This is a genomic window from Pandoraea sp., assembly GCF_041919235.1.
Lineage (GTDB): Bacteria > Pseudomonadota > Gammaproteobacteria > Burkholderiales > Burkholderiaceae > Pandoraea.
Genome location: NZ_JAYRUC010000018.1, coordinates 88111 through 109791, shown reverse-complemented (window position 1 = coordinate 109791; position 21681 = coordinate 88111). Strand labels below are relative to the sequence as shown.

Annotated in this window: 22 protein-coding genes; 9 read left to right on the top strand and 13 right to left on the bottom strand. The window is 63.2% G+C overall.

The genetic code is table 11. The features are described 5' to 3' along the window. Positions 1-9: 9 nt before the first annotated feature. From rpoE to ACE3UG_RS15615, 9 genes are all read right to left on the bottom strand, one after another. Positions 10-609 carry an RNA polymerase sigma factor RpoE gene (gene rpoE / locus ACE3UG_RS15655; protein ID WP_374625453.1) on the bottom strand — a complete coding sequence of 200 codons (600 nt, stop codon included), beginning with the start codon at positions 607-609 and terminating at the stop codon, positions 10-12. Between the two features lie 167 nt (positions 610-776). Further along, positions 777-2015, bottom strand: a complete 1239-nt coding sequence (gene fabF / locus ACE3UG_RS15650) for a beta-ketoacyl-ACP synthase II (protein WP_374625451.1) — start codon at positions 2013-2015, stop codon at positions 777-779. 144 nt (positions 2016-2159) lie between these two features. Continuing rightward, on the bottom strand, positions 2160-2399 hold the full coding sequence (gene acpP / locus ACE3UG_RS15645; protein WP_374625449.1) for an acyl carrier protein: 240 nt from the start codon (positions 2397-2399) through the stop codon (positions 2160-2162). Positions 2400-2535: 136 nt separating this feature from the next. Further along, entirely contained in the window at positions 2536-3285 is a 750-nt protein-coding gene (gene fabG / locus ACE3UG_RS15640) for a 3-oxoacyl-ACP reductase FabG (protein WP_374625447.1), read from the bottom strand. A gap of 24 nt (positions 3286-3309) precedes the next feature. Continuing rightward, entirely contained in the window at positions 3310-4239 is a 930-nt protein-coding gene (gene fabD / locus ACE3UG_RS15635; protein ID WP_374625445.1) for an ACP S-malonyltransferase, read from the bottom strand. Positions 4240-4378: 139 nt separating this feature from the next. After that, positions 4379-5368, bottom strand: a complete 990-nt coding sequence (locus ACE3UG_RS15630; RefSeq protein WP_374625443.1) for a beta-ketoacyl-ACP synthase III — start codon at positions 5366-5368, stop codon at positions 4379-4381. A gap of 39 nt (positions 5369-5407) precedes the next feature. After that, positions 5408-6460, bottom strand: coding sequence for a phosphate acyltransferase PlsX (plsX, locus tag ACE3UG_RS15625; RefSeq protein WP_374625441.1), 1053 nt, complete (start codon positions 6458-6460; stop codon positions 5408-5410). Positions 6461-6578: 118 nt separating this feature from the next. Then, a complete protein-coding gene (gene rpmF / locus ACE3UG_RS15620; RefSeq protein ID WP_374625439.1) occupies positions 6579-6758 on the bottom strand; it encodes a 50S ribosomal protein L32 in 180 nt (59 codons plus the stop codon). A 128-nt stretch (positions 6759-6886) separates the two neighbouring features. Then, a complete protein-coding gene (locus ACE3UG_RS15615; protein ID WP_374625437.1) occupies positions 6887-7489 on the bottom strand; it encodes a DUF177 domain-containing protein in 603 nt (200 codons plus the stop codon). A 177-nt stretch (positions 7490-7666) separates the two neighbouring features. Here ACE3UG_RS15615 and ACE3UG_RS15610 point away from each other — a divergent pair, with 177 nt between their 5' ends. After that, positions 7667-8287: a Maf family nucleotide pyrophosphatase gene (locus ACE3UG_RS15610; protein ID WP_374625435.1), complete on the top strand. Its 621-nt coding sequence runs from the start codon at positions 7667-7669 to the stop codon at positions 8285-8287. Next, complete coding sequence (locus ACE3UG_RS15605; RefSeq protein ID WP_374625433.1) at positions 8284-9000, top strand: SAM-dependent methyltransferase; 717 nt, start codon at positions 8284-8286, stop codon at positions 8998-9000. Before ACE3UG_RS15610 ends, ACE3UG_RS15605 begins: the two co-directional genes overlap by 4 nt. 130 nt (positions 9001-9130) lie before the next feature. On the opposite strand, the gene ACE3UG_RS15600 is transcribed toward ACE3UG_RS15605, so the two are convergent. From ACE3UG_RS15600 to ACE3UG_RS15585, 4 genes are read right to left on the bottom strand one after another with little or no spacing between them, the layout of a single operon-like run. Continuing rightward, the gene (locus ACE3UG_RS15600) at positions 9131-10186 is read right to left on the bottom strand and encodes a S49 family peptidase (protein ID WP_374625431.1); all 1056 of its coding nucleotides are present in this window, start codon (positions 10184-10186) and stop codon (positions 9131-9133) included. Positions 10187-10225: 39 nt separating this feature from the next. Then, positions 10226-10669 (bottom strand): Rieske (2Fe-2S) protein, encoded by a 444-nt coding sequence (locus tag ACE3UG_RS15595; RefSeq protein WP_374625429.1) that lies wholly within the window; start codon positions 10667-10669, stop codon positions 10226-10228. Continuing rightward, on the bottom strand, positions 10666-11328 hold the full coding sequence (locus ACE3UG_RS15590) for an HAD family hydrolase (protein WP_374625427.1): 663 nt from the start codon (positions 11326-11328) through the stop codon (positions 10666-10668). The genes ACE3UG_RS15595 and ACE3UG_RS15590 overlap by 4 nt, the downstream gene beginning before the upstream one ends. Further along, positions 11315-12319, bottom strand: a complete 1005-nt coding sequence (locus tag ACE3UG_RS15585; RefSeq protein ID WP_374625499.1) for an RluA family pseudouridine synthase — start codon at positions 12317-12319, stop codon at positions 11315-11317. Before ACE3UG_RS15585 ends, ACE3UG_RS15590 begins: the two co-directional genes overlap by 14 nt. Before the next feature lie 622 nt (positions 12320-12941). On the opposite strand from ACE3UG_RS15585, the gene ACE3UG_RS15580 reads away from it, so the two are divergent. The 7 genes from ACE3UG_RS15580 to ACE3UG_RS15550 all read left to right on the top strand — a co-directional run bounded on the left by ACE3UG_RS15580 (position 12942) and on the right by ACE3UG_RS15550 (position 21681). Further along, positions 12942-16274 (top strand): Rne/Rng family ribonuclease, encoded by a 3333-nt coding sequence (locus ACE3UG_RS15580; RefSeq protein WP_374625425.1) that lies wholly within the window; start codon positions 12942-12944, stop codon positions 16272-16274. 294 nt (positions 16275-16568) lie between these two features. Beyond that, the gene (moaA, locus tag ACE3UG_RS15575) at positions 16569-17696 is read left to right on the top strand and encodes a GTP 3',8-cyclase MoaA (protein ID WP_374625423.1); all 1128 of its coding nucleotides are present in this window, start codon (positions 16569-16571) and stop codon (positions 17694-17696) included. Positions 17697-17878: 182 nt separating this feature from the next. After that, on the top strand, positions 17879-18652 hold the full coding sequence (locus tag ACE3UG_RS15570; protein WP_374625421.1) for a hypothetical protein: 774 nt from the start codon (positions 17879-17881) through the stop codon (positions 18650-18652). Between the two features lie 40 nt (positions 18653-18692). Further along, positions 18693-19313 carry a molybdenum cofactor guanylyltransferase MobA gene (gene mobA / locus ACE3UG_RS15565; protein WP_374625419.1) on the top strand — a complete coding sequence of 207 codons (621 nt, stop codon included), beginning with the start codon at positions 18693-18695 and terminating at the stop codon, positions 19311-19313. Positions 19314-19411: 98 nt separating this feature from the next. Further along, a complete protein-coding gene (gene glp, locus ACE3UG_RS15560; protein WP_374625417.1) occupies positions 19412-20695 on the top strand; it encodes a gephyrin-like molybdotransferase Glp in 1284 nt (427 codons plus the stop codon). A 111-nt stretch (positions 20696-20806) separates the two neighbouring features. After that, on the top strand, positions 20807-21094 hold the full coding sequence (locus ACE3UG_RS15555) for a hypothetical protein (protein WP_374625415.1): 288 nt from the start codon (positions 20807-20809) through the stop codon (positions 21092-21094). 71 nt (positions 21095-21165) lie between these two features. Next, positions 21166-21681, top strand: a complete 516-nt coding sequence (locus ACE3UG_RS15550) for an N-acetyltransferase family protein (protein ID WP_374625413.1) — start codon at positions 21166-21168, stop codon at positions 21679-21681.

Below are 21681 nucleotides of genomic sequence, written 5' to 3'. Positions count from 1 at the left end.
GCGGCGCGCTCACCAGCGCTTGCCGTCAGGCGTGTCCAGCAGTGGCCTGAGCCGGCTGGCAATCGCTTCACGCGCCCGGAAAATTCGCGAACGGACCGTTCCGATCGGGCACCCCATGGCTTCGGCGATCTCTTCGTAGCTCAACCCCTCGATTTCTCGCAGGGTAATGGCCGTTCGAAGCTCATCGGGCAAAGCCTCCATCGCTGAGTTGACCGTTTGAGCAATCTGCTTGCTCATCAGCATCGACTCAGGCGTGTTGATATCCCTTAGTTGATCGGCCTCGGCAAAAGTTTCCGCTTCTTCAGCGTTCGCTTCAGTCGAAGTCGGTGCACGGCGCCCCTGGGTAGCCAAGTGGTTCTTCGCCGTGTTGACAGCAATACGATACAGCCAGGTATAGAACGCCGACTCGCCGCGAAATTGCGGCAAGGCACGGTAGGCCTTGATAAAGGCCTCCTGCGTCACATCCTCAACCTCGGCGGAATCACGCACGAGCCGCGATACGAGGCGGATGATCTTGCGGTGATATTTCGCGACCAACAGCTCGAAGGCGGCTTTGTCGCCTTTCTGCACGCGCTCGACGAGCGCCTGGTCGATTTCTCGTTCACTCACCTGATATGGATCCGTATTTTCTCTGGCTGCCAGGCCCCGGTCGGGCCCGATGGCTCCGCGGCAGCGCATGCCGCCGCAGATGGAAGTGTCTGTGACGCCGCACGCCCGGGCACACCTACCGGAGCGTGGGTCAGCGGGTCGGGACGCCTGCGCGGCGTCCCGCGTTCTTAGACGCGCTGGAAGACCAGCGTGCCATTAGTCCCGCCGAATCCGAAAGAGTTCTTCAGTGCGACATCGATTTTCATGTCACGTGCCACGTTTGCGCAGTAATCCAGGTCGCAAGCGGGGTCCTGATTGAAAATGTTGATGGTCGGCGGCGACTTCTGATGATGCACGGCCAGCACCGTGAAGACCGACTCGAGGCCGCCGGCGCCACCCAACAAGTGACCGGTCATCGACTTGGTCGAGTTCACCACGACGCTCTTGGCCGCATCGCCCATCAGGCGCTTGACCGCGATCGTCTCGGCGATATCGCCCAACGGCGTCGACGTGCCGTGCGCGTTCACATAGTTCACGGCGTCGGCATTGAGACCGGCATCGCGCAGCGCGTTGGTCATGGCGCGCAGCGCGCCGTCGCCGTCTTCGCACGGTGCGGTCATGTGGTGCGCATCGGCGCTCATGCCGAAGCCCGTCAACTCGGCGTAAATCTTCGCGCCGCGGGCCTTGGCATGCTCATACTCCTCGACCATCATCACACCGGCACCCTCGCCCAGCACGAAGCCGTCGCGGTCCCTGTCCCACGGACGGCTCGCTGTCGCCGGATCGTCGTTGCGCGTGGAGAGCGCCGTCATCGCGGCAAAACCGCCAATGCCCAGCGGCGACACCGTCGATTCGGCGCCACCGGCCAGTACCGCGTCTGCGTCGCCGTACTGAATCATGCGCGCGGCCTGACCAATACAGTGCAAACCGGTCGTGCAGGCCGTGACGATCGCCAGGTTCGGGCCCTTCAGGCCATACTTGATCGACAAGTGGCCCGAGATCATGTTGATGATCGAGCCCGGCACGAAGAAAGGAGAGATCTTGCGCGGACCGCCATTGAGCAAATCGGTCTGCGTATCTTCGATCATCGGCAAACCGCCGATACCCGATCCGACCAGCACACCAATGCGCTCAGCATTTTCCGCAGTGACTTCCAGGCCACTGTCCACAAAGGCCTGAATGCCGGCAGCCAGGCCGAAATGGATGAACGTATCCATGCGGCGCGCTTCCTTGGCCGACAGATACTTCTCGGTCTCGAAGTTTTTGACTTCGCCTGCGAAGCGAACCTTATGCTCGCTTGCATCGAACTTCGTGATGTTGGCGATGCCCGAACGGCCTGCGACAAGATTCTCCCAACCCTCGGCAACATTGTTGCCGACCGGCGAGATCAAGCCCAGACCGGTAATGACGACGCGACGACGACTCACGATACTCCCCTTCTTCTGCTGGGTCATACAAAACAAAAGCCACAGAGGCGACAGGGTCCGCCCCTGTGCTCCCTGCGGCTGACAGGCATGCCCGGCGCCAGGAACCGGTCGGCACCCCGGCCGGCCAGGCGATCCGCCGGCCTCTTAGTCCTTGGAATGGCTTTGAACGTAATCGATGGCCTGCTGCACGGTCGTGATCTTCTCAGCGTCTTCGTCCGGAATTTCCGTTTCGAATTCTTCTTCCAGTGCCATCACCAGCTCAACCGTGTCGAGCGAGTCGGCGCCGAGATCGTTCACAAAGCTGGATTCGTTCTTGACGTCAGCTTCATTCACGCCAAGTTGTTCCGCGACGATCTTCTTGACGCGTTGCTCAAAGTTATCCATTCAAACCCTCCGGGGTAGTTAGTTCAGACAATTGCGCGCATTTTAACAGGTTTGCCAAGCAAAGTTAGCGTGCGCCAAATAATGTTCAACATCGCCTAAAATTGTGCAAATTCAGCACAATTTTCACGAACACCACTCAATTCATGTACATGCCGCCGTTCACGTGGAGCGTGGTGCCCGTGATGTAACCGGCCTGCGGGGAGGCAAGGAACGCCACCGCATTGGCAATGTCCTCCGGTGCGCCGAGGCGACCCAGCGGAATTCGCGCCTTGAGCGACGCTTGCTGTGCATCTCCCAGCGCCTTGGTCATATCGGTGTCGATGAAGCCTGGGGCGACGCAATTGACGGTGATGCCGCGGCTACCGATCTCCGCAGCCAGCGAACGGGTCAGCCCGGCAACGCCGGCCTTGGCGGCTGCGTAGTTGGCTTGCCCTGGGTTGCCCGCCGAGCCGACGACGGAAGTCACGCTGATGATTCGGCCGCTGCGCGCTTTCATCATCGGTTTGATGACCGCACGCGACAGGCGGAAGATGGCCTTGAGGTTCGTGTCGATCACGTCGTCCCACTCGTCGTCCTTCATCCGCATGGCAAGATTGTCGCGCGTGATGCCTGCGTTGTTGACGAGGATATCGAGCTTGCCATACTGCTTGAGGATGTCGTCGAGGGCTGCCGCAACGCCTTGTGCGTCGGTCACATTCAGGACGATACCCTTGCCGGCCAGGCCGGCCTCGGCGAAATAGGCGCCAATGCCTTGCGCACCGGCTTCGCTGGTGGCGGTGCCCACGACCGTCGCCCCTTGACGAGCGAGTTCGAGTGCGATGGCACGACCGATACCGCGCGAGGCGCCGGTCACCAGCGCCACGAGGTTGTCGAGTTGCTTGCTCATGAGAGAAATACCCTTGACTGTGACTTACGAGAGTTGCGCGCGCACGTCCGCGAGCGATGCCGGATCGGTCACCGCCAGCCCCGTGAGACTGCCGTCGATGCGCTTGGTCAGGCCGGTCAGCACCTTGCCCGGACCGCATTCGACGACTTGCGTCACGCCCTGTGCCGCAAGCCACTTCACCGACTCGACCCAGCGCACCGGCGCCGCTGCCTGACGTACCAATGCGTCCTTGATGCGAGCCACGTCGGTCTCGACGGCAACGTCGACGTTGTTGACGAGCGGAATCTGCGGTGCATTGAATGTGACGTTCGCCAGATAATCGCGCAGTCGATCCGACGCCGGCTTGAGCAGCGACGAGTGGAACGGCGCCGAAACCGGCAGCACCAGCGCACGCTTTGCCCCGGCGGCTTTCGCCAGTTCGCATGCCTTTTCCACGCCAGCCTTGGCACCGGCGATCACGACTTGTGCAGGCGCATTGAAGTTGACGGCCTCCACAACCCCCTCCGCCGACGCTTGCGCACACACATTGCGCACAACGTCGTCGTCCAACCCCAAAATGGCGGCCATGCCGCCTTGCCCGACCGGCACGGCGTCCTGCATGGCTTGCGCGCGAAAACGCACGAGCGGCACGGCATCCTTGAACGCGATCACGCCGGCGGCGACAAGCGCCGTGTATTCACCGAGGCTGTGACCCGCGACGAAAGCCGGTTTGGCACCGCCCTCGGCCAGCCATGCGCGGTACATCGCGTAAGCGGCAGTGAGCATGACCGGCTGGGTGTTGGTCGTGAGGTTGAGCTCTTCGGCCGGCCCAGCGGCGATCAGCTTGGCCATATCTTGCCCGAGGGCGTCCGAAGCCTCGGCGAGGGTCTCGCGCACAGCCGCATTGTCTGCGAACACGTCGAGCATGCCCACCGATTGGGATCCTTGTCCCGGGAAAACGAAAGCGAATGTCATAGCGCCTGGTTTTGCAGTCAAATTCAGAAACATTGCGGCGCATCGTCGCGCGCCGGCAAGACACACGCGGGAGCGTGACCACGCGCGGCGCCCCGAAGGCACGCCGTCAGGTACGCGCGGCGCCCCAGCGCCGGGGCGCTTACATGCGGAACAGCACCGCGCCCCAGGTAAAGCCTCCCCCCACACCTTCGATCATCACGTTCTGCCCCGGCTTGATACGTCCGTCGCGAACGGCAACGTCGAGCGCGAGCGGAATCGATGCGGCAGACGTATTGCCATGCTGATCGACGGTCACGATCATCTTTTCTTCCGGGAGCCCCAACTTGCGGGCCGTGCTCGACATGATGCGCAGATTGGCCTGATGCGGAATCAGCCAGTCGATCGCCGACGGCGCCAGCCCGGCCTTGTCGAGCGCCTCGTGGGCGACCTTTTCCAGCACCTTCACCGCGAGCTTGAACACGGCCTGGCCATCCATATAGAGGAACGCCTCGCCCTGCACCGCACCGCCGCTCACATGACCCGGCACGCACAGGATGTTCGCGTGGCTGCCGTCCGCATGCAGCGCGCTCGACAGAATGCCGGGCTCGCTCGAGGCCTGCAACACCACGGCACCCGCGCCGTCGCCAAACAGCACGCACGTCGTGCGGTCGGTGAAATCGAGAATACGCGAGAATGTCTCGGCACCGATCACAAGAACGTTGCGATACGCGCCGGAGCGAATGAAGTGATCTGCCGTCGCCATTGCGTAGGCAAAGCCCGAGCAGACCGCCTGAATGTCGAAGGCTGCGCAGCCGTTATCGATGCCGAGCTTGTTCTGCACGAGGCAAGCCGTACTCGGAAACACGAAATCCGGTGTCGACGTGGCCACCAGAATCAGATCGAGCTGATCGGCGCTCAAACCGGCCATATCGAGCGCGCGCCGCGCCGCCTCCACGGCCATGTCGCTGCTCGTCTGCTCGGGGGCGGCGAAATGGCGGGCCTTGATACCGGTACGCGCGACGATCCACTCGTCGCTTGTCTCGATGCCACGGATGGCCAACTCGTCGGCCAACTGCTGATTGGTCACGCGTCGCGCCGGCAGGTAGCTGCCGGTACCGACGACGCGGGAATAAATCGCGGACTGGGTCATCTTATGATCGGTTAGAGCGCCGGAGCGAGGCCCCCGGCGTCAAAGCGCTGGAATGGCGCTCACCGGCTTGTTGTCCTGGAGCTGGGTCTGATTCTCTTGCATGGCGTGCGACAAACGGTCGAGCACACCGTTGCGAACTGCATCATAGCCGCGTTTGATAGCCCATTCAAACGAATAGGCGTCGGCTGAACCGTGACTCTTGATAACGAGTGCACGCAAGCCGAGCAACGCAGCGCCGTTGTAACGGCGATGATCGACGCGGTTTTTGAAGCGGGTGAGAATCGGTAGCGCAACGACAGCGATCACCTTCGTCCACCACGTGCGGGTGAATTCCTCGCGGATCATGTCGCCGAGCATTTGCGCCAGGCCTTCGGAAGTCTTGAGCGCCACGTTGCCGACAAATCCGTCGCACACGACGATATCGGTCGTCCCACGGTAGATGTCGTTGCCCTCTACGTTGCCGTAGAAATTCAGCGTGGAGCCACGCAGCAACTCGCCTGCCTGCCGGATGACGTCGTTGCCCTTGATGACTTCTTCGCCAATGTTGAGCAGGCCGATCGACGGACGGTCCTTACCATCGACCGCCGCAACGAGTGCGTGCCCCATTTCGGCGAATTGCAGCAAGTGCGTTGGTTCGCAGTCCACGTTCGCGCCCAAATCGAGCATCGTGGTGTAGCCGCCCTTCTGATTCGGCAGCACCGTGGCAATCGCCGGACGCTCGATGCCGGGCAGCGTCTTCAACACATAGCGCGAGACGGCCATCAGCGCGCCGGTATTGCCGGCGGACACGCACGCCTGCGCACGCCCCTCCTTAACCAGGTTGAGGGCCACACGCATCGACGAGTCTTTCTTCCTGCGCAGGGCGGTCTCGACGGAATCGTCCATCGCAACGACTTCGGTCGCATTGACCACGGACAGGCGTGGGTGGTCCTTCACACGCAACTTCGCGAGCTGCGCGTTGATGACCTCCTGCTGTCCGACCAGCACAAGTTCGACATCGTCGGTAGATTGCACGAAGCGAACCGCGGCGGGCACCGTCACCGATGGGCCGTGATCTCCGCCCATACAATCGATCGTCAGGGTGACTGTCATGTCGACGTGATTGGCTTGCGGTACAGGTAACAAAAAAAGCGGCAGGATGAGTGCCGCTTTTGCCACATCGGACGATCAAACTGCGCCATGATGGGCGCGAATCGTCTGGAGGGCCGAATTAGTCGTTCTTGGTCTTGATGACCTTGCGACCACGGTAGAAACCATTCGGCGAGATGTGGTGACGCAGGTGCGTCTCACCCGACGTCGGCTCGACGGCGGTCGACGGTGCGCTCAGGAAATCGTGCGAACGATGCATGCCGCGCTTCGACGGCGACTTCTTGTTCTGTTGAACGGCCATGATAACTCCTCAAAATATCGCGAAATTTTAACACAGTTCGAGCGCCGCCCTACGGTGTCGGCCTGTCGGCCCGCCCTGTGCGACTAACGCAAACCTGTACTTTGATGCGCCGCAAGTCCGGCGGCACTTTACTTTCCGTCTTTATCCGGCGAGCGCTTGAGCGCTGCCAGCGCCGCGAACGGAGACGGCTTATCCTCTTCTTCGGGCACCGGGGCAGGTTCTGCCAACCCGTCGCCGCCCGTGGCCAAGCTATCGTGCACACTCGGACAAACCTCATGTTTGGGCACAATCGGCAAAGCCAACAGCAATTCTTCCTCGATCAGCTCGCGCAAATCGAAATGTTTGGAGCCGACCAGCGCCTCGAGTTCGTCGTCGTCGAGCGGGCGGGCTTCCGCCGCCGCCTCGTCGCGCACGACTTCGAAGGTCGTCTCCGAGTCGAGCGGCGCCAGGTAAGGCGTGAGACAGCGCTGACATTCGAGCCACATCGGACCTTCGACCGATAACGTCAGCAACTGCGCCACCACGGGCTTGCCATCGGCGCGCAGCACCTGCTTCTCGACGCCTTCGGCACGCCAGTGGAACACGCTTTGTTCGCGCGCCGACGCCGAGACTTCCACAGGCACTTCGGTTACCATGCGCGGCAATGCGGCAAGTTGCACGTCACCTTCCACCACTCGGCCGGTACGCGCGAATTCGAACAGATCGACAACGTATTCGCTCATCACGCTCATCCTTGCCTTGGCGCATCCCAGCGCATTATCAACGCCCCTGCCACGCGCAGCGCCTTGATCCGACGCCGTTTCCCGGCGTTTGAACCCGCGTCGCGCAGACTGGCGGGACCGAGCGCCAGATTGCAAAAGCCGTGAATTTTAATTAGTTTTTCGTTTCTCGTCAAACACTTAAACCCGATGACCGCACACTCCCCGCCGCCGCTGATCCTGGCCTCCGGATCGCGCTATCGCCGTGACCTGCTCGAGCGCCTGCGCCTGCCGTTCACGGTCGACATCCCGGACGTCGACGAGACGCCCGCCCCCGGTGAAACGCCGCACGACACCTCGCTGCGCCTGGCTTGCCAGAAGGCACAGGCGGTCGCCGCCCGTCAACCGGGCGCCATCGTCATCGGCGCCGATCAAGTGGCGACCTTCGAAGGCCGCCAAATCGGCAAACCCGGGAATTTCGAGAACGCCATGACGCAGTTGCGCGATATGCGCGGCAAGGTCGTCGAGTTTCACTCCGCACTGTGCGTTCACGACGCCCGCAATGGCCAGAGCCAAGCCAGAGACGTTGTCACGCGAGTGAAGTTCCGCGATCTGCCCGATGCCGTGCTTGCCGCCTATCTTCGCGCCGAAATGCCCTACGACTGCGCCGGCAGCGCCAAATCCGAAGGGCTCGGCATCATGCTGCTCGAAACCATCGAGAACGACGATCCGACCGCGCTCATCGGCCTGCCGCTGATCGCGCTCACGACGATGCTGATCGCAGCGGGCATCGCCCTGCCGGGCCCTGGCGCAGCGAGGGCCGCAGCATGAGCGGCACACTCTATCTGATCCCCAATACGCTTGGCGCAAACACCCGCGGCGGTCTGCCAGCGGTGCTGCCCGAAGACGTGCGCACCGTGACAGCCGGTCTGACGTATTTCGTCGGAGAACAAGCCAAGAGCACTCGGGCATTTCTGAAACTGGTCGGTGTGAGTGCGCCGATTCAGGAAATCGATATCCGCGAGTTGAACGTCAACACGCCGGAAACGGCCATCGATGCGCTCCTCGCCCCGATTCTTGCGGGCGCAGATGGCGGCCTCGTATCGGAGGCGGGCTGCCCGGCCGTGGCGGACCCAGGCGCCCTGTTGGTGCGCCGCGCCCATGAAAAAGGCGTACGCGTAGTGCCGTTCGTCGGCCCGAGTTCGATTCTTCTCGCCCTGATGGCCAGCGGCCTGAACGGGCAGAGCTTCGCCTTCCAGGGTTACCTGCCGACGGACGCAGCGGAGCGCGCCAAGCGGCTGCGAGAGCTCGAACAGCGCTCTCGCAAGGAGAAGCAAACGCAAATCTTCATCGAAACGCCCTATCGCAACAAGGCCATGCTCGACGCATTACTGCAGAACTGCGACGCCGCCACACTGCTTTGCGTGGCCGTCGACGTCACGCAAGCGGACGAGCAAATCGTCACCCACCCCATCAAGGGATGGCCGCAGGCGCGCATCGAGTTGCACAAGCGGCCCGCAATTTTCCTGTTTTTGGGCCAGTAAGCCCCCCAATACACCGCCTCTACACACCACCTCTACACACCGCCTCGACGCACCGCCTCGACACAAGCAACGAAAACGCCACGGAATCACGCACTTCCGTGGCGTTTCGTTGTCCCGCGGCGTGCCCGGATTACTTCAGCGACAGCATGGAGCCCATCATCATCGTCTTCATCGCCGCCGTGCCGACGGCCGCGCCGAAACGCCGCGCCACGCGCTCGGGCAGGTTTTCCTTCACCGTGTAGTCGACGAGGTCCGGCGCCTTGAGTACGTCGCGCGCGACCGAGTCGACCGTCCCGAGGCCGTCCGCCAATCCCAGCTCAATCGAACGCTGACCGGTCCAGAACAGGCCGCTGAACAGGTCCGGGTCATCTTTCAAGCGATTGCCCCGCCCCTTTTTGACGGCGCCGATGAACTGTTGATGCACCTGTTCGAGCATATCGAGGGCATACGCCTTCTGCTGATCGGTCTGCGGTGAGAACGGGTCCAGGAATCCTTTATTTCGGCCAGCCGTCAGCAGCCGCCGCTCGATACCGAGCTTGTCCATCAGGCCGGTGAAGCCGAAGCCGTCCATCAATACGCCGATCGAGCCGACGATGCTCGCCTTGTCGACGTAGATCTTGTCGGCCGCCGCTGCGACGTAATACCCCCCCGACGCGCAAATTTCCTCGACCACGACATACAGCGGCTTCTTCGGGTACTTGGCCCGCAAACGCGTGATGTCGTCGTAGATCATGCCGGCCTGCACCGGACTGCCGCCCGGACTGTTGATGCGCAGAATCACGCCCGCAGCGGACGAGTCTGCGAATGCCGACTCGAGCGCAGCATTGATCTTCCGAGCACTGGCCTGACTGTCGGGCGAGATCTCGCCGCTCAACGTGACCAGCGCGGTGTGCTTGCCGGTGCCGGCCCCGACCGATGTCGTGCCGCCATCAAGATCGGCGATCGACCAGACGAACAGCGCAACGATCGCCAGCGCCAGCAGTCGGAAAAATATCTTCCAGCGGCGCGCAGTGCGTTGCTCACGAATGCCGGCCATCAGCACCTTTTCCAGCATTTCGCGCTCCCAGGGCTTCACCGCACCGGGATCGCGGCCCGCGCCACCTCCCTCCGCCGAGGATGAACGCCCACCGGGCGATGGGAAACCGGGTTCAGTGCGAGGCGAATCGGGCGGCAGGGAATCGGCCATACGTTATCCAGAGAACTTTGGGAAAAAGGGCGAAAGATGTCATCGCGATTGGGGATCGGCGCACTGTCGGAGCGCCGCAGTTGCGGGCGCCTCGATATACGCATCGGGCCACCAGACGACGGTCGTACGAGCGTCGTCGCACCCCTTCGGGTTGACCGGCTGCTCCTCGACGCGTACGGCCTGCAAGGCACCACCGCGGCAGGGCCCACCGACGCAGCGCCCGGTGTCGGGCTCATAGGTCGCGCCGTGCGTTGCGCACATCAAGTATAAGCCGGACGTCTCGAAGAACTGACCTTCCGACCAGTCGAGCTCCATCGGCACGTGCGCACATTGATTGAGATAAGCGTAGACATGCCCGCCGTAGCGAATCACGAACGCCGGGGTGCGGCGCCCCCCTACGAGCACCTCGAAACGAACGCCGCGCCCACCGTCCTCGAGCGCATCGCCCGAACAGATCGGCAGCGGCACGGCGGACTCGCTCACACGCGCTCCAGCAGCCAATCGCGCAACTCGGCCACGCTTCCCGCGCAGTAGGCAGGGTCCAGCGCCACCAGTTGTTCGCGCGGGTGTGCGCCGCCGTAAGCGACGGCCACGCCGGCGGTACCGGCGCTGCGCGCCATTTGCAAGTCGTGCGTGGTGTCGCCGATCATGACCGTACGGCGCAACGACTGGCCGAGTTCGCGCGTCAACTCCTGCAGCATCGCAGGATGTGGCTTCGAGAATGTCTCATCGGCGCAACGGGTCGCGTCGAACATTCGCATCAAACCAGCCGCTTCGAGTGCGCGATTCAGGCCGACACGCGACTTGCCCGTCGCCACGGCGAGAAAACGCCCGCGCGCGCGCAATTCCTCCAACAGCTCACGGACCCCGGCAAACAACACCGTGTCCTTGTCGCCGATCAAATAGTGAAACCGATAGCGCTCCGACAAACGCGGATAGTGCGCAGGATCGAGGGACGGCACGGCCATTTGAAGGGCATCGCGCAGTCCGAGACCGATAACGTGACTCGCCATTTCATCGGGTGGCACGGGCAACCCAAGGTCGCGGCACGCTGCCTGTATACAACGGGTAATGGTGGGCGTCGAGTCCATCAACGTCCCGTCCCAGTCGAAGACGACCAGGTCGAACTCAGGGCTTTGCATCGGCGGAAACGCCTCGAAGTTGATTCAGGAATTGCTCACATTCTGGCGGCAACGCTGCTTGCAACGCAATCGGCGTATCCAAGACCGGGTGGGTGAACTTCAGTCTCCATGCGTGGAGGAACATCCGTTTGATACCCGGACGGCTACCAGGACGGGCAAGCGACTTATTCAGCGTGAAATCGCCATATTTATCGTCGCCGACGATGGGGGTGCCGCAGTGCGCCAGATGAACGCGGATTTGATGGGTTCGCCCCGTTTTCAGTTCCGCTTCGAGCAACGTATAGGGCGGCAACGATTCCACCATACGAAATACGGTGTGCGATGCCTGACCGTCCTCTTGTACACGCACGCGACGCTCCCCTTCCGCGGTAACGTACTTATATAGCGGCGCCTTGACCGCACGCTGTCGATCGTGCCACTCGCCGGTCACGCAGGCCAGATAGCGCTTGTCCATCCGGTTGTTGCGAATCTGCTCGTGCATGCCGATGAGCGCCGCGCGTTTTTTCGCGAGCAGCAAAATGCCCGACGTCTCGCGGTCCAGGCGATGTACCAGCTCCAGAAACTTCAACTGCGGCATGGCGCGACGCAACTGCTCGATGACACCGAACGAGACCCCACTGCCGCCGTGCACGGCGACCCCGGCCGGCTTATCGATCGCCATCAGGTAATCGTCCTCGAACAGCACCGGGAATGTCGCGGCGGGTACGTGAGCCGGTGCGCCAGCAGCGGGTGCGGCCACGCGAACCGGCGGAATTCGAACAATATCACCAAGAACGAGTCGATAGGCAGCGTCTATTCTGCCTTTGTTTACGCGGACTTCACCGCTACGCAGAATGCGGTAAATGTGACTTTTTGGGACGCCTTTGCACTCGCGCAAGAGGAAATTGTCGATACGCTGGCCGGCCGAACCGTCGTCAACCTCGACGAGACGGACCTGCGGTGTGGATGCCGTCGAAACCATTTTCGGCCGACTTTTGCCTAACTCATTCATTATGAATATAATTTGACCAACAGAGATGGCGGTAGCGGGAATCATGCCAAATCCCCACCTCTGTCGGTGCTTACCCCAAAACGGTATTTTACTTGCACCCCGGACAGGCTGCTCGTCCGGTGACCCTGGAGCAGCAAGCGCACGCACATCACGCAGCGTCGGCAGGAAGTGGGCCCATAGGCCGCTTCGGTCGCAGCGCGCGGGATGCGGATAGAGTTGGTGGTTATAGAATTTTTTGGCGATCAGCCCGGGTTCCATTGCCTGAGCTGATCGCTTTGTGAATATCGTTCGCGCACAAAGTCGTAGTGAGGCGCCGTCACAAGAAGAATAAGTGTCGGCAGGCGCCCCGAGAAAATGCTGATGAACTTTCTCGTCCAGTTTCTCTTGGTATGGACTGGCAAGCCCGAAGTGATTCTCGCCGGGCCGGAATTTTCCGGTGCCTCGGCGAGTCCGGGTGAGCGCGATAACGTATTTGCAGGCGCCTTTGCGTCCGTGGGCCTCATCGCCCGGACCCCCCGGCAATTCTTCCACTCCCGGCTCGAACCTCGCGTGTTGGATAACTCGAGTGATACGTGCCCGACGCACTGCGCATTGGCAACTGCGGCGGGTGGGAGTCGTTTTCATGAAACGCATGTTGTTCAACGCCACGCAGCAGGAAGAACTGCGCGTGGCAATCGTCGATGGGCAGAAACTCATCGACATCGATATCGAGACGGCCGGCCGCGAACAGCGTAAAGGCAATATCTACAAGGGTATTATTACCCGTATCGAACCCTCTCTCGAAGCCTGCTTCGTCAACTACGGCGAAGGCCGCCATGGCTTCCTGCCGTTCAAGGAAGTCGCCCGCGCGTACTTCCGCGACGGCGCCGATGTCCGCAACGCGCGCATCCAGGACGCCCTCTCGGAAGGTCAGGAACTCATCGTTCAGGTCGAAAAGGAAGAGCGCGGCAACAAGGGCGCAGCCCTCACCACGTTCATTTCGCTGGCCGGCCGTTACCTCGTGCTGATGCCGAACAACCCGCGTGGCGGTGGCGTGTCGCGCCGCATCGAGGGCGAAGACCGTCAGGAACTGCGCGAGACGATGGGTCAGCTCGAACTGCCGGAAGGCATGAGCATCATCGCCCGCACCGCAGGCATCGGCCGCTCGGCCGAAGAGCTGCAATGGGACCTGAACTACCTGCTGCAACTCTGGCACGCCGTCGAAAGCGCCGCCGCCAACATCGAACTGCCCCGCGACTCGGCGCTGATCTATCTCGAGTCGAGCCTCGTCATTCGCGCCATCCGCGACTATTTCCAGCCCGATATCGGTGAAATTCTCATCGATACGGAAGAAATTTCCGAGCAGGCACGTAATTTCATGCAGGTGGTCATGCCCGATCACCTCAATCGCGTGAAGCAATATCGCGACGACGTGCCGCTGTTCTCGCGTTTCCAGATCGAACATCAGATCGAAACGGCGTATTCGCGTCAGGTGCCGCTGCCCTCGGGCGGCGCGATCGTGATCGATCACACCGAAGCGCTGGTGTCGATCGACGTCAACTCGGCGCGCTCCACCAAGGGTGCGGACATCGAGGAGACCGCCCTTCGCACCAACCTGGAAGCCGCCGACGAAGTCGCGCGCCAGTTGCGTCTGCGTGACCTGGGTGGCCTGATCGTGATCGACTTCATCGACATGGAGTCGGCCAAGAGCCAGCGCGAAGTCGAACAACGGGTGAAGGACGCGCTCAAGCACGACCGCGCCCGTGTCCAGATGGGCAAGATCTCGCGTTTCGGCCTGATGGAGCTGTCGCGTCAGCGCCTGCGTCCGTCGTTGTCGGAAGGCACGCACGTGACCTGCCCGCGCTGCAACGGCACCGGCCACATCCGCGACGCCGAATCGTCGGCCCTGCAAGTCCTGCGCATCATCCAGGAAGAGGCGATGAAGGAGCATACGGCCGCCATTCACTGCCAGGTGCCGGTGGAAGTCTCTGCGTTCCTGCTCAACGAAAAGCGTCAGGAAATCAACAAGATCGAGGCTCGCTTCAAGGTTGGCGTACTGCTGATCCCGAACAAGCACCTCGAAACGCCGCATTACAAGCTCGAGCGCCTGCGCTTCGACGATCCGCGCCTGGATACGCCGAGGGCCAGCTACGCCCTGGCCGAAGAGGCCGCACGTGCGCTGGAAGACGACCCGGCCGCGTACAGCAAGAAGAAGGAAGACGTACGTCCGCGCCAAGAGGCGGCCGTCAAGGGCATTACGCCGGAGCAACCGGCACCGGCTGCGCAACCGCGTCCGGAACCTGTCGTTGCCACGGCCCCGGTCGCCGCAGCACCTGCGCGCAGCGGCGGCTTCATCGGTTTCGTGAAGCGCCTGCTGGGTCTCGAACCCGCCGCACCGGCGCCGGTCAAGGTCGAAGAACCGGCCAAGCCGGTCGCGCGCCCGCCGCGTGAGCGCCACGAACGTCCGCATCAGCAGAACCGCAGCCGCCGTGGCAATGCCCGCGACGAGAACAAGGCGGGTAAGGACACTGCCGCTCAGCCGGCGCGTGAAGGACGTGAAGGACGTGAAGGACGCGAAGGGCGTGAAGGGCGCGAAGGACGCGCCCCCCGTCCGGAACGTGCGGAACGAGGCGATCGCAATGAGCGCAATGAGCGTGGCGACCGTACAGAGCGTCAGGAGGGTCGTGACAAACGTGATCGCGACGCCTCCCAGCGTCAGCCGGCACAGGAAGACGTGCGTGCCGAGGAAGGTCGCGAGCCGCGCGAAGGCCGCGAACGCGGTCATCGTCGCGACCGCAATGAGCGTCGTGAGCGTCGTCAGACCGAAGGGGCCGAAGGCCAGCAAGTGCAAGTGGCACCGCAACGCGCTCCGCAAGTCGCCACACCGCTCGTTACCGAACCTGAGGATCTCGAGCAGGATCGTCTGACGGCACAAGTCGACGGCGCGCCGGTCAACGCGGGCGAGGACGGCGAGCAAAGCGGTGAAGAACGCCGCCGCAGCCGTCGCCGCGGTCGCCGCGGTGGCCGTCGCGAGCGCGAAGCCGGTGAACAGCAACTGCACGTCGACGGCGATCTCGCCGAAGGCGTAACCTTGGCTGAAGGCGACACCACGCACACCTCGGCATCGGCGGACGACGCCGTCGAGAACGACGTCACCAATGCGCCGGTTCGCGCGGTAGCACCGGAAGTCCCGGTCACCGTCGCCGCCACGGATGCCCCGGCCCCGGCCGTGTCAGTCGAGCCGGCTCCGGCTCACGCAGGGCAAGTGGAAACCTCGGCCAGCACAGCGCCGATCGCACACGTGAGCGAAGCAGCGCCGGTCGCCACGCCGGAAATGCCGTCGCACGCGATTGCCGAGCCGGTTGCCCAGGTGACCCCGGTCGTTCCGGTGACTCCGGTCGTTGTCGCGCCTTTGCCTGTGGCAGACGTTGCCGCCGCGCCGGTGATGCCGCCGGTCAGCGCGCCGTTGCCTGCCGCCACGCCGATCCCGGCACAACCCACGGTTCCCGCCGAGGCCCTTGCCGAGATCTCAGCCACAGCAGCCAGCGCCAGCGCCCCGGCAGATGTCAACCCCGCGCCGACGGCGCCTGTCGTTCCGACGCCCTCGACCGAGCGGGTCGAAACGGTCGCCAAGCCGATGCAAATGCCGGAGCCAGCACCGGCACCGGCGGTTACGTCGGAAGCCGCGCCGATCGCACCGGTAGCGGTCGCCACGGCGACGGAAGTCGTGACGCAGCAGCGTGCGCCGGCAACCGTTGCTGCGGCACCGGACAACAGCGCGCTGGAATCGACGCTGGCAAGCGCGGGTCTGGTCTGGGTCCATACGGACGCGGACAAGCACCGCACCGCCAAGGAGGCCGCCGCGCAGGCCGCACCGGCGCCGCATGTGCCGCGCGAGCGCCGTCCGGCAGCGCCGGTCAGCAGTGGTCCGATGGAGCAAGTGGAAACGCGTGGCTCGTCGAATCACGTCGCATAACCGATGTCGCCCGCGACGCTCGGGCGGATCCCAGCCTGGCTGGCGATCCATCCGATTGACGTAAAGTGATGCAAAAAAGGAGGCTCCGGCCTCCTTTTTTGCTGTTGGAGACAGCCGTTCCCCCTCGCGTTGTCCCGACTTGCGGCCGTTCATGCCAGTCCGTATCTTCTGACGTCGTCAGGGCCTGACGTCTCGCAACGAATGCGTTGGTACCGAAATCCGATGCCTGTTTCGCCGGCTTCGGCGTCCAACCGCCCAATTCGTTAGAATGGAGACGCAAGCTAAGGCCCCACCATGACCGAAACGATCATCCGACTCACCGATCTGCGCGGCGACGCACGTTATGCGACGCATTCCCCGCAGATTCCCGCACAAGTGCGCCCCCCCACCGGACATCTCGACGATGTGCTGGGGCGGCCGTTGCACGACCTGCGGATCTCGGTGACGGATCGCTGCAACTTCCGCTGCGTCTATTGCATGCCGAAGGATGTGTTCGACAAGGACTACACCTTCCTGCCGCAAACTTCCCTGCTGACTTTCGAAGAAATCGAGCGGGCTGCCCGCCTCTTCGTCGAGCATGGCGTAGAGAAGCTGCGTCTGACGGGCGGCGAGCCGCTGCTGCGCAAGCACATCGAGCGACTGATCGAGATGCTCGCCCGTCTGCATACACCATCGGGCAAACCGCTCGACATCACGCTGACGACCAACGGATCGTTGCTGGCGCGCCGGGCGCAATCGCTCAAGGACGCGGGCCTCACGCGCGTGACGGTCAGCCTGGACAGCCTCGACGATGCGATCTTTCGGCAAATGAACGACGTCGATTTCCCGGTCGCCAACGTACTCGAGGGGATTGCGCAGGCACAACTCGTCGGCCTGGGCCCGGTGAAGGTCAACATGGTTGTCAAACGCGGCACCAACGATGGCGACATCGTGCCGATGGCGCGGCATTTCCACGGTAGCGGCGTGGTGCTGCGGTTCATCGAGTACATGGACGTCGGCACGTCGAATGGCTGGCGTATGGACGAAGTCCTGCCATCGGCCGATGTCATCGCCCGTTTGAATGAGGCCCTTCCGGTCGAGCCGCTCGAACCGAACTATCCCGGCGAGACGGCGCAGCGCTGGCGGTATCGCGACGGCGGCGGTGAAGTCGGCGTCATTTCGTCGGTCACGCGCGCTTTTTGCGGCACCTGCTCGCGGGCCCGTCTGTCGACGGAAGGCAAGTTGTATCTATGTCTATTCGCGAGCGCCGGTCACGACTTGCGCACGCTACTGCGCAACGGCGCGAGCGATACTCAGATCTCGACCGTCATCGGCGATATCTGGCGCGGCCGGACCGACCGATACTCGGCATTGCGCACAGCGGCCACGGGCCTGCCCGAAGACGCCCCTCCGAAAGTGGAGATGTCCTACATCGGCGGTTGAACGTGCCGGGCGCCGCCGGCCCGCTCGTCCACACGCTTTCGAACTATCGAATTTCTTCTAGACCCATGATTTCTGCCGCCCCGGACGCCCGTCGCGCCCGAGACTCCCTGACGGTGCCCTGGCGCGCCCCATGCGCCCCACGCGCCCCACGCGCGCGCGCGCGTCGCCTCCTAGCAGCCAGCGTGAGCGCCGCGATGTTGCTGTGCGCCGCCCTCGGGCCGATGACCGCACACGCGAATTGCGACCCGTCCGAGCGCGACATCGCGAACCATTTGATGACCTACAGCGGCCAGCTCGGCAAGCGCAACCCCTTGCGGCTCGTGTTGCGCCCGTCCTCAGGCGGCAAGCTCGAAGGCCGCTATGCCAATGCTTCGTCGCTAAGCGATACCCACCTCACGGGCAAACTGGAGAACAAGTCACGGCTGCAACTGACCGAGGTTGACGCAGGCGGCATGCCGCGCGCCACGTTCGAAGGCGAATTTGCATCCGCCGATGACGCTAACCGCCAGCGCGGTATGTCGTCGAACTGCGAGGTCATTTCCGGCCAATGGCGAGATCTGCGCAGTGGCCGTTCGGTGCCGTTCGAGCTGACGCTCTCAAGCATCCAGAGCGGCAAGATCGATCATCTCTACGACGTTGCCGGTGTGAGCGACGACGAAACGCTCAATCGTGCGGCCACTCAGTTCCGCAAAGGCGTGTTGGACGACCGCCGCGATGTCGTCGCCCAATCGATTCGCTATCCGCTGCGGGTGTCGCTGCGCGGCAAGACGCTGATCCTTCGGAACCCGAAGTCGCTGCTCGCGCGTTACAACGAGATATTTACCGACGGCTACATACGCACCATCGGCGCCGCCGTACCGCGCCTGATGTTCGCCCGGGATCAAGGCGTGATGCTTGGCGACGGCGCCGTCTGGTTCGACGCCTCCGGCCACGTTATCGCGCTCAACCGGTCCTGACGCATCCGCCGCGTGCCCCACCCTCGGGAATCCAACGCCCATGACTGCTGTGACGATCCCCCGCGATGCCATCACCGGCCTGGTCCTCGCGGGCGGGCGCGGGCGCCGCATGGGGGGACGCGACAAAGGGTTGCAGTGCTTCGACGGTCAGCCGCTCGCCGCGCACGTGATCGATCGGCTGCGGCCCCAAGTCGGGGCGTTACTCATCAGTGCCAATCGGAATCGCGATGCCTATGCGGCGTTTGGCGCGGAAGTGGTCAGCGATGAAACGCAGGACTTCGCAGGACCGCTCGCCGGTATGTTGGCCGGCCTGCGAGCGATGCGAACGGACTACCTGCTTACCGCACCTTGCGACTCGCCCTATCTCCCGGACGATCTTGGCGACCGGCTGGCCGCTTCGCTGAGCGCTTCGCTCACCGGCGCGACGTCGCCGCCGCTGGCGGCCTATGCCGCTACGACGCAGGGGCCACATCCGGTCTTCGCCCTCTTGCACCGCTCGTTGGCAGACGACCTTGCCGCCACGCTGGCGGCCGGGGAGTCTCGCGTGCGAGCGTGGCTGGCGCGCCACAAGGCCGTACAAGTTCACTTCGGTGACGAGCGTCCGTTTTACAATATCAACACGCTGGACGACCTCCCTACCGATTTGCCGCGCGCCCCCTGACATTCCGGGCACCGATGCGGCCCGATCCGTCGCCACCGCTTTTACGGGATTCATGCCGGATTCATGCCGGACACGTGCCGGATGACGACGCCACACCAATGACAACATTAGACGACGCCCTGGCAGGCTTGCCGGACTACGACCCCAACCACATGACGGTCGAATTGGCACGCGCAGTCATTGCGCGCACCGCGCGTCCCGTGTCCGCCATCGAGCAGGTTGCGGTTCGCAGTGCGCTGGGCCGAGTGCTTGGCCGCGATGTCATTTCTCCGCTCGACGTTCCCGCCTTCGAAAATGCAGCCATGGATGGCTATGCCTTCGCGGGCAGCGTTCTGGCTGCCGGTGGTGAAGTCCGTCTGCGCGTAGCCGGCCGCTCCTTCGCCGGTCATCCGTTCGATGGCATTGCAGCGCCAGGCGAATGTGTACGCATCATGACCGGCGCACTGCTGCCCGGCGGCTGCGATACCGTCATTCCCCAGGAGCAGGTGCGGCGCGCCGGCGATACCGAAGTCGTCACCTTTTCCGCCAACGCCGTCACCCCCGGCCGCCATGTGCGCCATGTCGGCGAGGACCTCGCCGCTGGCCATCCGGCATTGCACGCGGGCAAACGCCTGCGACCGGCAGCGCTTGGCCTGCTTGCGTCGCTGGGCATTGCCGAAGTGCCGGTGCGTCGCCGCATCCGCGTCGCTTTCTTCTCGACGGGCGACGAACTCCGCTCGGTGGGCGAGCCGCTCGCGCCCGGAAATCTGTACGACAGCAACCGCTACACGCTTTTCGGCATGCTCCAACGGCTGGGCGTCGAGGTGCTCGACCTGGGCGTCGTGCGCGATGACCCGCAAGCGATCGAAGACACGCTACGCACGGCTTGCCATGAAGCTGATGCTGTCATCACGTCGGGCGGCGTCTCCGTCGGCGAGGCCGATTTCACCCGTGAGATGATGGCGCGCCTGGGCAACGTCGTTTTCTGGAAGATGGCCATGCGTCCGGGCCGCCCGTTCGCCTTTGGCGAGCTCGATAGCGACGGTCGGCGCGCGCTGCTCTTCGGCCTGCCGGGCAACCCGGCCGCCGTGATGGCGTCGTTCTATCATCTGGTGCGAGATGGCCTGTTCGCTCTCATGGGAGCCGAGCCGCAAGTCACGCCGAGCCTGCCGGTGCCAACGACAACGGCCATCGCGAAGCGCCCCGGCCGTACCGAGTTCCTGCGCGGCATTCTCGCCGCCAATGCACAGGGCCAATGGCAAGTCACGGTCGCCGACGCCCAGAGCGCCGGTATTCTGCGTACGATGAGCGAAGCAAACTGCTTCGTCACGCTCGGCACCGCCCGCGGCGATGTCGCAGCGGGCGAACTGGTCGACGTCATCGCGTTCGATGGACTGGTCTAGCGCGAACACTTCTTTCGATTACCCCCAAAAAAGCGAAGCAGCGTAGTTGCGATATATTTGCCGGCGTCGGCGCTTCGACGGCCTCGGCACCCAACCAAAAAGCACACGTCAATGACAACCAAAATGCAGATCACGTATATCAGTCCTGGTCAGACGGCCAAAGCGCTGGTGCTGGTCTATCTCACGTTCAGTATCCCGCTGGTGCTGCTCGCGTTCCTGGCAGCGTTCATCCGTTACGGCGAATTGCCCGGGCTCGCGTTCATTTCCGCGTTGGTCCTCAATGCGATCGTCGGTTTCGTGCTGCTCTGGATCGCCTGCCATGCCTACAACTGGGTGGCCGAACGGTTCGGCGGCATCGAAGTTGCGCTGAGCGACGCCCCCGAAGAAGAAGACGCCTGACCTTGACACTGCGGTGGCGCCCATGCGGCAACTCATGCCGATGACAGCGCCGCCTTCCCCTGCGATAGCCCATGTCCCTGACCCTGCGTACCGCCACCGCCGACGACGTCGATACAATTCACGGCCTGATGCGGGAATTGGCCGTTTATGAAAAGTTGCTGGATATCTTCGAAGCGACGCCGCAGAGCGTGCACGAGGCGCTGTTCGGGCCTGCCCCGGCAGCCGAGTGCCTGATCGCGCGCTGGGGTGGCGAGCCGATCGGCTACGCGCTGTACTTCCACAATTTCTCGACGTTCCTCGGACGGCGCGGCCTGTATCTCGAAGACGTCTACGTGCGGCCGTCGATGCGCGGCAAGGGCGTGGGACAAGCGCTGCTGCGTCAACTGGCCGGTATCGCCGTTGAACGGAATTGCGGACGCTTCGAGTGGACGGTGCTCGACTGGAATCAGCCCGCGATCGACTTCTATACGTCGCAAGGTGCGACGGTGCTGCCCGACTGGCGCGTGGTGCGCATGACGGGGGAGGCGCTTGAGCGCTTCGCCAACGGCAGCAAGGACAGCAAGAGCAGCGCAACTCCGGCGTCCTGA